Raw genomic sequence first — 13,875 nt, 5'->3', positions numbered from 1 at the left:
GTTGTTACAACACCATACCCCCCCCCCGCCGGGGGGCCGGACAGCCCCCCCCGGCCCACCCCCCCCCCCGCTCCGCGCGGGGACCGGCCCCGCTCACCGGGCCGGACCCGCTCCCCCGGCCGGCCGCACGCGCCGGGCCCGCCGGTGCGGTGATTCAGACCCGCGCGGCGCCCATGACCCGGGCGAACTCCTCCGGGTCCGCGTCGAAGCCCCGTACGGCCGGGTCCAGCGACCAGACGCCCGCGGAATCGCGGGTGAACTCCGCGACCGTGGCCGCGGACGAGGCCGCGACGGCCGCGAAGTCGTCCACGGCGAGATCGGTGTAGCCCTCCCTGATCCGCAGCCCGGCCCCCGCCACGTCGGCGAAGGTCAGCGCCGGGCCGTCGCCCGTCCGCTGGATCACGATCCCCACGACGACGCGGGACAGCTCCGAGGAGATCCGGTTCAGCTCGAAGGTCATCACCTCGTCGAAACCGAAGCCCTGCCCGGTCCGGCTGTCCCGGTCCAGCGTGATGGTGCCGTCGGGGGAACGGCTGCCGAAGTGCACGAGGTGGACGGGCTCCCCGTACGGGTCGGCGGCGGCGTAGACCCCGGCGACTATGTCGAGGTCGTGGACGGGCCGACCGGCCGGGCTGGGATCCCACCGCAGCGCGATCTCCACCTTGGCCAGGCCCTTGCGTACTCCGCTCACCGAACTCCCCCTCCGCTTGGCGTGTGTTGCCCTCCCATGCTGTCACGGGCCGGTCCGCCGGTTCCGAACGGCCGTACGTTCCCGGCCAGTCCACCGGAGGCGGGCGGCCTCCACCGGCCACCCGCCTCAAGGTCCTACCAGTCACCGTCCTGTACGGGCTTCCCCGGCCGGGGGGACTTCCCCAGGGGCTTGACCTGCCCGGGGGCCGGTTCGGTCCACGGGGAGTCGTCGTCGCCGAGCCACTCGCCCACCGGCTCGACCCCGCCCAGGACGCCGGAGGGGGCCAGGTCGTCGGCGGTCTCGTCGTAGTAGTCGAACCACGGCAGCCCGGCCTTGGTGTAGGCGGCCCGGTCCACCGGCGAGGGCGGCGCCTCCTCCCCGGTGATCCGCCGCCATGCGGGCGGGGTGACCAGGTGGACGAAGATCCGCGCGGACGGCTCGGCCGCCCAGTCGCCCCGCTTCCGGTCGTCGCGGTACACCTCCTGGTGCATGGACCCGCCGACGCCGAGCCCCATCGCGGGAGCCGGGGCCGGCGCGGAGCGCCGCAAGGGTCCCGCGGACGAGGCCGGAGGCGCTCCGGGAGGTCCGCCCGGCAGCCCGCCGGGGGCCGGCATCGCCATCGCCGGAGCCGCCCCGTAGCCGCCGCCCGCGAAGCCGGGCGGCTGCGGGCCCCCGTACGGGCCACCGCCCTGGCGGGGCAGGGACAGGCGCGCCCGCTCCTCCTCCCGCCACCGCGCCAGCGCCTTCGCGCCGAGCGGGAACGCCTGCAGCTGGACGCCGCCCGTCGTCTCCTCCCCGGTGACCTGGCCCTCCACGGTGGCCCCGAGTCCGAGCGGGACGGCCACGAACTGGCGCACCGTGCCCTTGCCCGAATTGATCCCGTCCAGCCACGGCTGGCGGGGCAGTACGACGTAGTTCTGCGGACGCCGCCCGAGCTTGCCCGTCCACCGCTCACCGGAGACGGCGCACACCTTGCCCACGCCCACCTGGAGCGCGGTGGGCTGCGTGGTCCCGCCGAATGCGAGCCACATCGCCTCGCGCAGGTGGACCGGGAGCATCACCCCGCCCTTGGCGAGCCACTCCGGGGGCACCGTGTCCGGATGGTCCTCCACCCGCCGCAGCGGAAACTCTCCGAGCCCCGGGGGCAGATTGTGCGTGCCCGACTCCGGCAGCCGCAGCGTCCGCATGAAGCGGACCCGCACCCCCTCGCCCAACAGCAGCGTGTTCCCCTCGACCCTTGCCCCGCCCTCGGCCACGCGACCGCCTCCCCTCCTGTACGGACCCGGATCAGCCGCAGGATCTGCGGCCGGACCGGATCGTGACCCTCAAGCTTTGCTCAGATGCCGTGACACTGTGCCCGGCGATTTCCTAGCTTCCTCGTATACGCGTCCGCCCACCCCCGCGGTTCCCGCGTACCCGAGGAAAGAGTGCAACATGAAGGTTCCCAAGACCGGCGCGGTCGTCGCGGCGATCGGTCTCGTCCTGACCGCGTCCGGATGCGGTGGTGACGACGGGCCCGAGGGGAACCTCGCCATCGGCATCAAGTTCGACCAGCCGGGCGTCGGCATGCGCGAGCCCGACGGGACCTTCACCGGCTTCGACGTGGACGTGGCGACGTACATCGCGAAGGAGCTCGGCTACAAGCCGGGCCACATCACCTTCAAGCAGGTCTACAGCAACGACCGCGAGCTGCTGATCCAGTACAACGAGGTCCAGTTCGTCGCGGCCAGCTACTCGATCAACGACAAGCGCAAGGAGAAGGTCGACTTCGCCGGCCCGTACTTCCTCGCGCACCAGGACCTGATGGTCCGCGCCGACGACACCACCATCAACCGGGCCGAGGACCTCAACGGCAAGCGGCTGTGTTCCGTCACCGGCTCGACCTCGGCGGAGAACATCAAGAAGAACCTGGCCCCCAAGGCCAGCCTCCTGGAGCTCGGCGGCTACTCCGAGTGCCTCGTCGCCCTCAAGGACAACCTGGTCGACGCCATGACCACGGACAATTCCATCCTGGCCGGGTACACCGCCCGCAAGGGCAACGAGGGCAAGTTCCGGCTGGTCGGGCTGAGCATGAGCAGCGAGAACTACGGGATCGGAATGAAGAAGGGCAACACCGAGCTCCAGCGCAAGGTCAACGAGGCGCTGCGCAAGATGGTCGCGGACGGCTCCTGGGAGACGGCCGTGAAGAAGAACTTCGGCGACAACTACAAGTACGAGCCGGCCCCCGCCGTCACGACGGGCAGCTGACGACCTCCGAGGCGGTGGCCGGGTCCGACCAGTCGTCGTCGAAGGCCGCGTTGACCACGTAGAGCCGGTCGCCGTGGACGGCGGCGGTGGTCGGGGTGTGGAAGCGCGGGTCGGCGATCTGCTTCACGAACCGGCCCCGCCGGCCGTCCGCGGTCAGGGTGAAGACGTCCACCGCCTGGGCCCAATTGCGTACGACGTACAGCGTGCGCCCGTGGACCACGAGCCCGTCGCCGTAGCTGACGCCCCCGCCGTCGAGCCGGGTGCGGGTGGCGGCGCCGGTGGCGGGGTCCACGCGGAACAGGCCCGCGGCCATGTCGTGCACGATCAGCAGCGCCCGGCCGTCCGGGGTCCGCTCGATCCCGTTGGCCCCCCACTCCTCGCCTCCGGGCTTGGTGGCGGGCCACTCGCCGCCGAGGGCCACCGTGCGCGGCCGCTCCCGGCCGCCTTCGGGCAGGAAGTACAGGACGTCGTTGAAGGAGTCGGTGAACCAGGAGCCTCCGCAGCCGACGACCGCGTCGTTGACGAAGGCGATGCCGGTCGCGGCCTGGTGAGTGGCCAGAATCCGCCCGTCACCGGAGTCGATCACGCGGATCTGCCCGCTCGCGCCGCCCGCGACGAGCAGCCGGCCGTGGGTGTCGAGCTTGAGGCCGACCGAGGCCGGTCCCTGGCCGCGGGTGATGATCCGGCCGGCTCCGGTGGCGAGGTCGAAGCGGTAGATCGAGCCGTCGAGCAGGGAGCCCGTGTACGCCGTACCGCGCGCGGAGACGGCGATCCCCTCGGGCTGGAAGCCCGCCGGGGTGGGGATCGTCTCGGGCCGTGGCGGGCGGGTGGTCGCGGCCTGTGCGGGGGCCGTCCCCGCTCCGACGAGGGCGACGCCCCCGAGGGCCGCCGCCGCGCCGATGAAACTTCGCCGGTCCAAGTTTCCAGTCATGATCGACCCTCTCAACTGGCCTGAGAACGAACGCTGTTGACCCACCAACCTCAACACAGCGATCGCTTCCCGGCAGCCCCCGGGCCGGATCTCCACAAGGGAATGGGGAGCCTCCCCCTCCCCGCCTTCACGGTGCGGGGCGCGGGGCCGGCCGTGGGCCGGACCCCGCGCGCGGGGCCTACGCCAGCGGCGCCTTTCCGCGCAGTACGGTCAGGAACTCCCTCATCCAGGCCGAGTGGTCGGGCCACGCGCGGGCCGACACCAGCGTGCCGTCGACCACCGCCTCGGAGTCCTCGAACTCGGCGCCGGCCGCCTTCATGTCCAGCTCCAGGGCCGGATAGGCCGTGACCCGGCGGCCGTCCAGGGCGCCCGCCGCGGCGGTGATCAGCGGGCCGTGGCAGATCTGGGCGATCGGCTTGTCGTCACCGGCGAAGGCGGCCAGGATCCGCCGCACTTCGGGGTCGTTGCGCAGGTACTCGGGGGCGCGGCCGCCGGGCACGACCAGCCCCGCGTACTGCGCCGGGTCGACGTCGGCGAAGGCGATGTCGGCGGGCCAGGTGTAACCCGGCTTCTCGGTGTAGGTGTCGAAGCCGTCCTCGAAGTCGTGTACGACGAACCGGAGCTTCTTGACCGCCGGGGCCGCGATGTGGACCTCGTACCCCTCCTCGCGGAGGCGCTGGTAGGGGTAGAGGACCTCCAGCGACTCCGCCGCGTCGCCGGTCACGATGAGGATCTTCACTGCCATGGGCTGCTCCTGGTAGGGCTGTTCACGGTGTGGCCCCCGCAACCGTGCCCGCACCACTGGGTTCTGCCAAGGGATTCCCGAGCCAAACCACCCGAACGACGCGCGTAGAAAATCCCGCTCCCGACACATGGTTTTTACCTGTAGGGCACATGACAATGTGAGCCTCGCTCTGCCACCTGATGCCCCGCCACATCCCCGGGCGGGAGCGGTGCGTGTGGAGAGGTACCCCCACGTGAAGAGAATCTCGCGCCTGACTCCCTGGGCGGCCGGCCTCGCGGCGGCCTCGCTGCTGCTGCTTCCCTCCTCGGCCACGGCCGGACAGCGGGCGGTGGCCGCGCCCGCGGCGCCCGCGGCTCCGGCCTCCTCGACCGCCTCCTCGGCCACCTCCTCGACCGCTGCCGTGGACGCGTACTACGCCGCCGCCGAGGGCAAGACCGGTGCCGCGCTCAAGACGGCGCTCCACGACATCATCAAGAACCAGTCCAAGGTGACGTACGACGGCGTGTGGAACGCGCTGAAGGTCACGGACCAGGACCCCGCGAACCCCAACAACGTCATCCTGGTCTACTCGGGCCGCTCCCAGTCCAAGTCCACCAACGGCGGCGGCGTCAACGACTGGAACCGCGAACACGTCTGGGCCAAGAGCCACGGGGACTTCGGCACCGCCACCGGGCCGGGGACCGACCTGCACCACCTCCGGCCCGAGGACGTGACCGTCAACAGCACCCGCGGGAACAAGGACTTCGACATGGGCGGCAGCCCGGTGGCCGAGGCCCTCGGCAGCTTCACCGACTCCGACTCCTTCGAACCGCGCAACGCGGTCAAGGGCGACGTCGCCCGCATGCTGCTCTACATGGCCGTGCGCTACGACGGCGGCGACGGCTTCGCCGACCTGGAGATGAACGACAAGGTCAACAACGGTACGGCGCCCCTCTTCGGCCGGATCAGCCTGCTCAAGCAGTGGAACCAGCAGGACCCGCCGGACGCCTTCGAGCAGCGCCGCAACCAGGTCATATACGACACCTACCAGCACAACCGGAACCCGTTCATCGACCACCCGGAGTGGGTCAACTCCATCTGGTAGACACCCCCTAGAGGGCGAGGACCATCCAGTCCTCCGGCGTCGCGAGCGGTGCGAAGCCGACCTTGGCGTAGACCCCGTGGGCGTCCCCCGTCGCCAGCATGATCCGCCGCAGCCCGTACGGGGCGAGGTGGTCGCGCACCGCCCCCGCCAGGGCCGTGCCGAGCCCCTTGCCCCGCGCGCCCCCGACCACGTACACGTCGCAGAGCCAGGCGAAGGTGGTCCGGTCGGTGACGACGCGGGCGTAGGCGACCTGAACGCCGGAACCTGCCTCGTAGACACCGTAGTTGAGCGATCCCTCGATGGCGGACTCCTGCTTGTCGCGGCTCCTCCCGATCGCCCAGTAGGCGTCCTCGGACAGCCACCGGTGGATCAGCGCCCTGTCGAGCCGGGCGGGGTCGGTGGAGATCTCGTAGCCTTCGGGCGAGGGCAGCAGCTCACTGGTCATGGCGGCATCCAAGCAACACGGCCCCGGGCGCGGCCAGTGGATTTCGCAGCGCGTCGGTGGCGGGCGGCAGGGCAGCCGGGTTCCGACGGGCAGCCGGGCGGACGGACAGCCGGGCGGCGGGGGCCGGGCTACAGGCGGTCGGCCAGGGCCTTGAAGGCCGGCCAGTCGAGGGCCGGCGGGCGGGAGTCCCAGACCTTCTGGGACAGGGCCGCCAGCGGGAGCCGGATGCCGGCCGCCACCTGGGCCTGGGTCTGGGACCCGGCCAGGTCGCACCAGACCGCGAGGCGGGCGCCCAGGATCCGGTCGGCGTACCGCTCGGGAACGGCCGCGGTACCCCTCAGCACGAGCGGGGTCCACTGCTCGTAGATCCGCCGACCGGTGGGGTAGGTGAACTGGTTCGGCTCCCCCAGCACGTAGTAGAGGTACTCGTCGTTGAGGTTGACCACGTCGCGGCCCTCGCGCAGGTACTCCAGCGGCGGCCGGGCGCCGCCCTCCTTGCCCGTCCAGTACTCCACCTGGATGTCCTTGGCGGGCTGGACGGCTCCGCCGGTGAAGAAGCCGTCGTTCCACGCCGCCGGCGCCCGGCCCGCCGAACGGACCACGGCCGCACGGTCGTTCAGCCAGCCCGTCGCCAGGTCCTGGACCCTGCCGGTGGGCCCGTAGCGCTGCCGGGCCGCGGCCGCGAGCTGCGGGAAGGAGGCCTGCGGGTCGCGGTAGACCAGCGCCTGGTATTCGTCGGCGCCCAGGTTCCAGACCGAGCCGGGGAACAACGGCAGGTATTCCCGCAGGAGTTCGTCCACGAGCTCGGCCGCCGCCGGGTCCGCGATGTCCACCGCTCCCTTGACCACCCGGCCCTGTACGTCGGACAACTGCAAGCCCGGGTGGGCGCGCAGGACCGCGCCGAGGTGTCCGGGCGAGTCGATCTCGGGAACGACCGCGATGTGCAGGCTCGCGGCGAGCGCCGTGATCCGGCGGACCTGGGCCTTGGTCAGGTGCGGGGTGGAGACGATCTCGGGGTGGGTGTCGGACTCGATCCGGAAGGCCTGGTCGTCGGAGAAGTGCAGGCCCAGCTGGTTCAGCTTCAGGTCGGCCATCTCGCGCAGCCGGGCCTCGATCCAGTCCGGCGCGAAGTACTTGCGGGCGATGTCGAGGTTGAGGCCGCGCTGCGGTTTGGCCGGGGCGTCGCGCACGATGCCCTCCGGTGCCGGACCGCCCCCGCCGACCTCCTGCTTGAGGGTGCGGGTGCCGTAGAAGACCCCCGCCTCGTCGGGTCCGCTGATGCGGACCCGCCCGTCGCCCACGGTGAGCGTGTAGGACTCCGGAGCGCCCGACTTCGCGCCGCCCAGGGCGAGTTGAACGTCTCCGGGACCCGGCGCGGCCGCCTCGGCGAACCCCATGCGCAGTTCACCGGCCAGCAGCTTCCCCTCGTCGGACAGGGCCGCCCTGTCGGCCGGCGGTACGACGACCCGCGCCCCGGGGGTGGGCCGCCAGCCGGGGCCCGCGGCCGGCACGTGTTCCCGTACGGCCGGGATGGTGCGCGGGGCGGCGGACAGCGGCTGGGAGGACTTCGGCGAGGTTGCTGGGGACGGGACCGCCGGACCGCCCGTGGAGGGGGCCGCCGACGTCGGGGCCGTCGGGGCCCGGGCGTCGGAGGGGGCGGCCGAGCCGTCCGTGCAGGCAGGGACGGCAAGGGAGACCAGCGCGGCGACGGTGGCCGTCGCGATGACGTGGCTCCGCGTGTACCGCTTCGTCTGCCGCATCATGCACCCGTGTCCCCCGTACCAACGTGGCACGGGGGACACGGGCGCGCGACCCGGGGAGGCTCAGGCCAGGACGGCGAGCGCGGCCTCGGCGAAGCCGTGGTCCTGGGCGGGTGCTCCGCCGCCGACGCCGATCGCTCCGACGAGCCTGCCCTCGCGGCGCACGGGCAGTCCGCCGGCGATGAACAGCAGCGGGCGGTCGAGGGCGGTGGGCAGGGTGTGGAACGGCCCGCCGGGCTGGACGGCGTCGACCAGGTCAGCGGTCGGGGCGTCCAGCTGGAGCGCGGTGAAGGCCTTGCGGGTGCTGGTCTCGCCGGAGATCAGGACGGCCCGGTCGTCGCGCCGGAAGGCCAGCGGGTGCCCGCCCGCGTCGAGGACGGAGACGCTGACGGCGACCCCGGCGGCATCGGCCGCGGCCGTGGCGGCGACGACGAGCGCCTCGGCGTCCGCGGTGGTCAGGGGGGCTACGGCGGTACGGGAGGGGGTGGGGGCGGACATGCGGTTCTCCTACGGGGGTGGGGGGCGACGCGGCGCGCCCCGGGTGCTGGTGGTGGGGCGGGTCGGCGGGGATCGGTGGGGACCGGCGAAGGCCGGTCGCGATCAGTGGTGGGCGGGGACGGCCGCCGCCGCCGGGGCGCCGGCCGCGACGATCCGGCCGGCGTCGCCGCGCTCCGCCGTACGCCGTTCCAGCGCTCCGGAGACGAGGGCGAGGACCAGGGCGGAGGCGGCGAGCGCCGCGCCGACCCAGTTCGGGGCGGTCCAGCCGAGCCCGGCGGAGAGGACGAGGCCGCCGAGCCAGGCGGCGAGCGCGTTGCCGAGGTTGAAGGCGCCGATGTTGACGGCCGAGGCCAGGGTGGGGGCTCCGGCGGCCTGGTCGAGCACCCGCTTCTGCAGCGGCGGCACGGTCGCGAAGCCGAGGGCTCCGATGAGGAGGACGGTGACGGCGGCCCCGGCCTTGGTGTGGGCGGTGAGGGTGAACGCCGCCAGGACCACCGCCAGCGCGCCCAGGGACACGTACAGCATCGGCATCAGCGCACGGTCGGCGAACCGGCCGCCGACGAGGTTGCCCACGACCATGCCGAGGCCGAGGAGGACGAGCAGCCAGGAGACGGAGGTGTCGGCGAAACCGGCGACGTTGGTCATCATCGGGGTGATGTAGGTGATGGCGGCGAAGACTCCGCCGAAGCCGAGGACGGTCATCCCCATGGCCAGGAGCACCTGCGCGTTGCGGAAGGCAGCCAGCTCGTGGCGGATCCGCACGCCCTCGGGCCGGGGCAGGTCGGGGACGAGCCGCGCGATGCCGATCAGGCCGAGGACGCCGAGCGAGGCGACGATCAGGAAGGTGACCCGCCAGCCGAGGTGCTGTCCGACCAGGGTGCCGAGCGGAACGCCGACGACGTTGGCCACGGTGAGGCCGGTGAACATCATGGCGATGGCTCCGGCCTTCCTCTCGGGGGCGACGAGCTCGGCGGCGACGACCGCGCCGATGCCGAAGAAGGCTCCGTGGGCGAGGGAGGCGACGACGCGTCCGGCGAGCATGACGCCGAAGGCGGGGGCGAGGGCGGAGAGCACGTTGCCCACGACGAACAGGCCCATGAGCAGCATCAGCATCCGCTTGCGGGGGACGCGGGTGCCGAGGACGGTCATCAGCGGGGCGCCGAGGAGCACGCCGAGGGCGTAGCCGGTGACCAGGAAGCCGGCGGTGGGGATCGAGACGCCGTAGGTACCGGCGACTTCGGGGAGCAGGCCCATGATCACGAATTCGGTGGTGCCGATCCCGAAGGCTCCGATGGCGAGGGCGAGGAGTGCGAGAGGCATGAGGGGGTTGCCCTTCAGGGAGGTTGCGTGTGCCGCGCGGCCGGCGCCGGTCGCGCCTCGTGCGGAGTGGCGGCGGCTGCCGCGGGGAAGCCGGACGACTGGCGGACGGCGGCTGCCGTATCCGGCGGGCGGGCCGGTCGACCGACGGATTGCTTGCCGCAGCGGTTTGCCTGCGTCCACATTAATTGCAGACGCGGGATATTTGCAAGCGCGGGCTATTGCACGCGTGGCCTATTCTGGAGGCACACGCCTTCGAGGAGGAGCCCATGACGGCCACGGACAGCGCACTCACCGCCCTCTCCCAGGGCTGGTGCGCCCTCTCCCTCCTGCACGGACGGATCGAGACGCACATCGAGCGCGCGCTCCAGGCGGCACACGGGCTGAGCGTGCGCGAGTACTCCCTGCTCGACGTGCTCAGCCGTCAGCACGACGGCGTCGGCGGCCACCTGCGGATGCACCAGGTCGCGGACTCGGTGGTGCTCAGCCAGAGCGCGACGACCCGCCTGGTCAGCCGCCTGGAGGACCGCGGACTGCTGAACCGGTACCTCTGCGCGACCGACCGCCGCGGCATCTACACCGACGTCAGCCCGGCCGGCCTGGCCCTCCTGGCCGAGGCCCGGCCCACCAACGACACGGCCCTGCGCGAGGCCCTGGACGAGGCCGCGAAGAAGCCCGAACTCGCGCCCCTGGTGGCCGCCGTGAAGAACACGCCGACGCCCACCGCGTAACCGCCGGCGCCCGCGAGACGGCCTAGCGCGGGGCCGGTGGCCCGGTCGGGGGTGGTACGGAGACGACCGCCGACGGGGTGGCGGAGCGTGAGGGTGCGGCCGGGGCCGTGCTCGGCTGCGGCCCGCCGTAGGCCGACCCGCTGGGCGTGGGCTTCGGACTGCCCGGAGGCGAGGGCGAAACGGACGGGGCCGGGGCAGGGGCCGGGGCGCTCGGATCCGGGGCCGGGGTGCGGTCCTCGGCGGTCCGCGAAGGCGACGGGGGCGCGGCCGGCGGTGCCGGGACGGGCCTGACCTGGTCCGGGTCCGGCGCCAGCACGGCGTACCCGACCACGGCGGCGGCCGCCGCGGCCAGCCCCGCCAGCGGCAGCGCGAAGCCCCGCTGTCGCAGCCGCGCCCAGGGCAGGACCCGTACGCCCGGGCCCGGCGGTTGTGCCGGACGCAACTCGCGCACGGTGATCCCGGCCGCGCGGGCGTCCAGGGCCTGCCGCAGCCGGAACTCGACGGGGCGCTCGGGCGATCCCTCCGCAGGGACGCCCGCCGGCCCCTCCTCCCCACGCCTCATATCCGACCCTCCAGAATCCGTTCCAGCGCGTCCAGGCCGCGGCTCGCGTTCGACTTGACCGCGCCCCGGCTGATCCCCAGCGTCTCGGCGATCTCCGCCTCGCTCAGGTCGGCCCAGTAGCGCAGCACCAGTACCTCCCGCCGTCGGGCCGTCAGCCGGCCCAGCGCGGCGAGCACTTCGCGGTGTGCCTCGTCGAGGACCACCGAGGCCTCGGCCGACGGTACGTCCGCCGGCGTCGGCGGAATCCACGCGCGGGCGGTCCGCCGGCGGCGCAGCACGGAGCGCGCGGTGTTGACCACGGCGGTGCGCAGGTAGCCCAGCGCGTTGTCCACCTCCGTGATCCGTTCCCCGTGGCGCCGGTAGAGCGCGGTGAAGGCGTCCTGCACCACGTCCTCGGCGGTTCCCAGGTCGTCCACGAGCAGCACGGCCAGCCGGACCATGCGCAGCCGGTGGGCGTGGTAGAGCTCGGTCACGGTGGGCTCGGGCCCACCGTCTTCGCGGACGTGGCCGCGGCCGTGACCGTACGTGTACCCGTGCGGGTAGGGCTCCGCCGGCGCGGGCGGGGCCTGCGCGGCCGACCGCTCGCGGCGCAGCAGGAACGACCACAAGCCCCGCCGCGTCCGGGAGGAACCGGGCACGGCGGGGCCCACGTGCAGTGCGAGGTGGAGCACGGAGGTCCTCAGCCGTTGACGCGGCGCCGCACGGCGTACAGGGTCGCGGCCCCGGCGGTCACCAGCAGGGCGGCTCCGCCACCCAGTGCGGCGGTGGTGGCGGAGGAGCCAGTATGCGCGAGCTCGGCCTCACCGGGCGCGGCCGGGGCCGCGCTGGGGGCGCCGCTCGGAGAAACGCTGGGCTGCGTGCCCGGGGGCAGGCTCACCGAGGGCTGCGGCTTCGGAGCGGAGGGGAGCACGCTCGGCGAGGCGGACGGCGCGGTCGGCGCCGGCGCGGGGGAGGACGGGGAGGCGGACGTCCCTTGCGCGGCGGAGGCCGGCCCGGCCAGCGCAACGGCCGCCCCGACGGCCGCGACGGCAACGGCCGCCGCCCTGCGGAGGTTCAGCGGGGCACGCTTCAGGTTCTTCACGGTGGTTCTCCACGGTCGGGTGGAGGACGCGGATTCACGCCCTTCACCCCCACACGACGCACGACCCTCCGGGAGGTTGCCGCCCTTCCGGAAAAACTTTCCGGGGGCTGGTTCGGGGCCGGGTCGGGGAGCTGTCGGGCCCTGGCCAGGGAGTGCTGGCGGGCCCGAAGGGGCCGGCGGTCCGGCGAGCCCGGCCTGCTCGGCACGACTTGGCCCGGGCCCGGCTCGGCCTGCCCGGCTCGGTCAGGGGGTGGATCGTCGGAGGTGGCGCAGGGCTGTGCCGAAGGCTGCTACGCCCTCCTCCAGTTCGCTCGGTGGGCCCGCCGCGTAGCCGAGGACCAGGCCCGGGGGGCCCGGGTGCAGGCGGTGCCAGGACAGGGGGTGGGCCTTGACTCCGAGGGACAGGGCCGCCGCGGCCAGGGCGGTGTCGTCCACGGCCGCGAAGTCGGGCCCGTCGAAGGTGACCATCAAGTGGAGGCCCGCGGCCGCTCCGTGCACCCGCGCCCCCGGTAGCTCGGCGGCGATCGCCCGCAGCATCGCGTCCCGGCGGGCCCGGTGGCGGCGGCGCACGAAGCGCAGGTGGCGCTCCAGCTCGCCCGATTCCATCAGCCGGGCCAGCACCAGCTGGGCGAGAACCGGATTGCCGAGGTCGGCGTACCGCTTGGCCTCGATCACGGCGTCCAGCCGGTGCGGCGGGACCAGCAGCCATCCCAGCCGCAGGGCGGGGGCGAGGAGCTTGGACACGCTGCCCGCGTAGCAGACGGCCTCCGGCAGCAGGGCGCGCAGCGCGGGGACGGGGGCGCGGTCGTAGCGGTGCTCGGCGTCGTAGTCGTCCTCGATGACGATGCCGCCGGCCTGCGCCCAGCCGAGCAGTTCGCGGCGCCGTTCCCCGTCGAGGACCACCCCGGTCGGGAACTGGTGCGCCGGCGTCAGCAGGGCCGCCTGGGCCGGGCCCGCCGCCAGGGCCGCGACGTCGATCCCGCCCTCGTCCACCGGTACGGGCAGGATCTCCATGCCGCCGTGCTCCAGCTGCTGCCGGGCCCCGAGCGAGCCGGGGTCCTCGACCGCGACCCGCCGCACTCCCTCCTCGCGCAGCACCTGCGCCAGCAGGCCGAGCGCCTGCGCCACGCCCGCCACGACGACCACCTCGGCAGGGTCGGCGCGGATCCCCCGGCCGCGCGCGAGCCAGCCCACGATGGCCTCGCGCAGCGCGGGCGCGCCCTGCGGGTTCCCGTAGCCGAAGTCGGCGGGGGTGAGGGAGGCCAGCACCTTGCGCTCGGCCTGGAGCCAGGCCGTACGCGGGAACGCGGTCAGGTCGGGGACCCCGGGCGAGAGGTCGATGCGGCACGGTGTGGCGCGCAGGGCGTCGACCAGTGAGGCCCTGCCCGGCGGGGCGATGGGGCCGTCCTGGGCCGCACCCCCGGCCCCGGCCGGCCAGGTCCCGGGCCCCTGCCCCGACCTGGACGTGGATGCCGCCCTCACGTCCAGGGCCCCAGGCCCGGCGGACACCCGGCCGCCCGCCGCCGCGGATACGACGCGGGGCTGCCCGGACCTCAGCCGCCCGGCGGCCGGCCGTCCAGTGGCCGGCACTCCGGCATCCACCGGCCGGGCAGTCGGCAGACCGGCGGCCCACGGTCCAGCGTTCGGCACTCCCCCGGCCGGCGACCCGGCGGTCACCGGGGCCGCCACCACGATCGTCCCGGCTCGGCCCCGGCGCGCCACGTGTCGGGGGTCCGACAGGCGCTGGTGCACCTCAGAGTCCAGGCCACGTGAAACCCCGAGC

The 13,875-nt window shown here is 73.9% G+C and carries 15 protein-coding genes; 3 read left to right on the top strand and 12 right to left on the bottom strand.

What is annotated here, in order from left to right:
• Positions 1 to 154: 154 nt before the first annotated feature.
• Both ACWGDE_RS26505 and ACWGDE_RS26500 read right to left on the bottom strand, forming a co-directional pair.
• Positions 155 to 691 (bottom strand): TerD family protein, encoded by a 537-nt coding sequence (locus tag ACWGDE_RS26505; protein WP_453391539.1) that lies wholly within the window; start codon positions 689 to 691, stop codon positions 155 to 157.
• A 134-nt stretch (positions 692 to 825) separates the two neighbouring features.
• Entirely contained in the window at positions 826 to 1,947 is a 1,122-nt protein-coding gene (locus ACWGDE_RS26500) for a hypothetical protein (RefSeq protein WP_453391538.1), read from the bottom strand.
• A gap of 178 nt (positions 1,948 to 2,125) precedes the next feature.
• On the opposite strand from ACWGDE_RS26500, the gene ACWGDE_RS26495 reads away from it, so the two are divergent.
• Positions 2,126 to 2,938, top strand: a complete 813-nt coding sequence (locus tag ACWGDE_RS26495) for a glutamate ABC transporter substrate-binding protein (RefSeq protein ID WP_453391537.1) — start codon at positions 2,126 to 2,128, stop codon at positions 2,936 to 2,938.
• Here ACWGDE_RS26495 and ACWGDE_RS26490 read toward each other — a convergent pair.
• Positions 2,922 to 3,869, bottom strand: coding sequence for an SMP-30/gluconolactonase/LRE family protein (locus ACWGDE_RS26490; protein WP_453391536.1), 948 nt, complete (start codon positions 3,867 to 3,869; stop codon positions 2,922 to 2,924). The genes ACWGDE_RS26495 and ACWGDE_RS26490 overlap by 17 nt on opposite strands.
• A 178-nt stretch (positions 3,870 to 4,047) precedes the next feature.
• Positions 4,048 to 4,614, bottom strand: a complete 567-nt coding sequence (locus ACWGDE_RS26485) for a DJ-1/PfpI family protein (RefSeq protein ID WP_453391535.1) — start codon at positions 4,612 to 4,614, stop codon at positions 4,048 to 4,050.
• 232 nt (positions 4,615 to 4,846) lie between these two features.
• Between ACWGDE_RS26485 and ACWGDE_RS26480 the strand changes: the two genes are divergently transcribed.
• The gene (locus ACWGDE_RS26480) at positions 4,847 to 5,698 is read left to right on the top strand and encodes an endonuclease I family protein (RefSeq protein ID WP_453391534.1); all 852 of its coding nucleotides are present in this window, start codon (positions 4,847 to 4,849) and stop codon (positions 5,696 to 5,698) included.
• Positions 5,699 to 5,705: 7 nt separating this feature from the next.
• On the opposite strand, the gene ACWGDE_RS26475 is transcribed toward ACWGDE_RS26480, so the two are convergent.
• The 4 genes from ACWGDE_RS26475 to ACWGDE_RS26460 form a co-directional block, all read right to left on the bottom strand.
• Positions 5,706 to 6,143: a GNAT family N-acetyltransferase gene (locus tag ACWGDE_RS26475; protein ID WP_453391533.1), complete on the bottom strand. Its 438-nt coding sequence runs from the start codon at positions 6,141 to 6,143 to the stop codon at positions 5,706 to 5,708.
• A gap of 128 nt (positions 6,144 to 6,271) precedes the next feature.
• Positions 6,272 to 7,906 carry a family 20 glycosylhydrolase gene (locus ACWGDE_RS26470; protein WP_453391532.1) on the bottom strand — a complete coding sequence of 545 codons (1,635 nt, stop codon included), beginning with the start codon at positions 7,904 to 7,906 and terminating at the stop codon, positions 6,272 to 6,274.
• A 60-nt stretch (positions 7,907 to 7,966) separates the two neighbouring features.
• Positions 7,967 to 8,401: a GlcG/HbpS family heme-binding protein gene (locus ACWGDE_RS26465; RefSeq protein WP_453391531.1), complete on the bottom strand. Its 435-nt coding sequence runs from the start codon at positions 8,399 to 8,401 to the stop codon at positions 7,967 to 7,969.
• 102 nt (positions 8,402 to 8,503) lie between these two features.
• On the bottom strand, positions 8,504 to 9,721 hold the full coding sequence (locus ACWGDE_RS26460; protein ID WP_453391530.1) for an MFS transporter: 1,218 nt from the start codon (positions 9,719 to 9,721) through the stop codon (positions 8,504 to 8,506).
• 266 nt (positions 9,722 to 9,987) lie between these two features.
• On the opposite strand from ACWGDE_RS26460, the gene ACWGDE_RS26455 reads away from it, so the two are divergent.
• Positions 9,988 to 10,449: a MarR family winged helix-turn-helix transcriptional regulator gene (locus tag ACWGDE_RS26455; RefSeq protein ID WP_453391529.1), complete on the top strand. Its 462-nt coding sequence runs from the start codon at positions 9,988 to 9,990 to the stop codon at positions 10,447 to 10,449.
• 22 nt (positions 10,450 to 10,471) lie between these two features.
• Here the strand turns inward: ACWGDE_RS26455 and ACWGDE_RS26450 are convergent, their stop codons facing one another.
• The 4 genes from ACWGDE_RS26450 to ACWGDE_RS26435 all read right to left on the bottom strand — a co-directional run.
• Positions 10,472 to 11,011 (bottom strand): hypothetical protein, encoded by a 540-nt coding sequence (locus ACWGDE_RS26450; RefSeq protein WP_453391528.1) that lies wholly within the window; start codon positions 11,009 to 11,011, stop codon positions 10,472 to 10,474.
• Positions 11,008 to 11,682, bottom strand: a complete 675-nt coding sequence (locus ACWGDE_RS26445) for a SigE family RNA polymerase sigma factor (protein ID WP_453391527.1) — start codon at positions 11,680 to 11,682, stop codon at positions 11,008 to 11,010. The genes ACWGDE_RS26450 and ACWGDE_RS26445 overlap by 4 nt, the downstream gene beginning before the upstream one ends.
• A gap of 8 nt (positions 11,683 to 11,690) precedes the next feature.
• Positions 11,691 to 12,092, bottom strand: a complete 402-nt coding sequence (locus ACWGDE_RS26440) for an LAETG motif-containing sortase-dependent surface protein (RefSeq protein ID WP_453391526.1) — start codon at positions 12,090 to 12,092, stop codon at positions 11,691 to 11,693.
• 243 nt (positions 12,093 to 12,335) lie between these two features.
• Positions 12,336 to 13,875: aminotransferase class I/II-fold pyridoxal phosphate-dependent enzyme (locus ACWGDE_RS26435; protein WP_453391525.1), on the bottom strand; the 1,540-nt coding region annotated here is incomplete at its 5' end.

The sequence above is a fragment of the Streptomyces sp. NPDC054956 genome, assembly GCF_053609185.1.
This window is presented reverse-complemented; position numbering and strand designations above follow the sequence as displayed.

Bases quoted from the DNA above. Each gene is read 5' to 3' on its own strand.
- ACWGDE_RS26495 (WP_453391537.1), top strand. From the start codon at position 2,126: ATGAAGGTTCCCAAGACCGGCGCGGTCGTCGCGGCGATCGGTCTCGTC.
- ACWGDE_RS26490 (WP_453391536.1), bottom strand. From the start codon at position 3,869: ATGACTGGAAACTTGGACCGGCGAAGTTTCATCGGCGCGGCGGCGGCC.
- ACWGDE_RS26485 (WP_453391535.1), bottom strand. From the start codon at position 4,614: ATGGCAGTGAAGATCCTCATCGTGACCGGCGACGCGGCGGAGTCGCTG.
- ACWGDE_RS26475 (WP_453391533.1), bottom strand. From the start codon at position 6,143: ATGACCAGTGAGCTGCTGCCCTCGCCCGAAGGCTACGAGATCTCCACC.
- ACWGDE_RS26470 (WP_453391532.1), bottom strand. From the start codon at position 7,906: ATGATGCGGCAGACGAAGCGGTACACGCGGAGCCACGTCATCGCGACG.
- ACWGDE_RS26465 (WP_453391531.1), bottom strand. From the start codon at position 8,401: ATGTCCGCCCCCACCCCCTCCCGTACCGCCGTAGCCCCCCTGACCACC.
- ACWGDE_RS26460 (WP_453391530.1), bottom strand. From the start codon at position 9,721: ATGCCTCTCGCACTCCTCGCCCTCGCCATCGGAGCCTTCGGGATCGGC.
- ACWGDE_RS26455 (WP_453391529.1), top strand. From the start codon at position 9,988: ATGACGGCCACGGACAGCGCACTCACCGCCCTCTCCCAGGGCTGGTGC.
- ACWGDE_RS26450 (WP_453391528.1), bottom strand. From the start codon at position 11,011: ATGAGGCGTGGGGAGGAGGGGCCGGCGGGCGTCCCTGCGGAGGGATCG.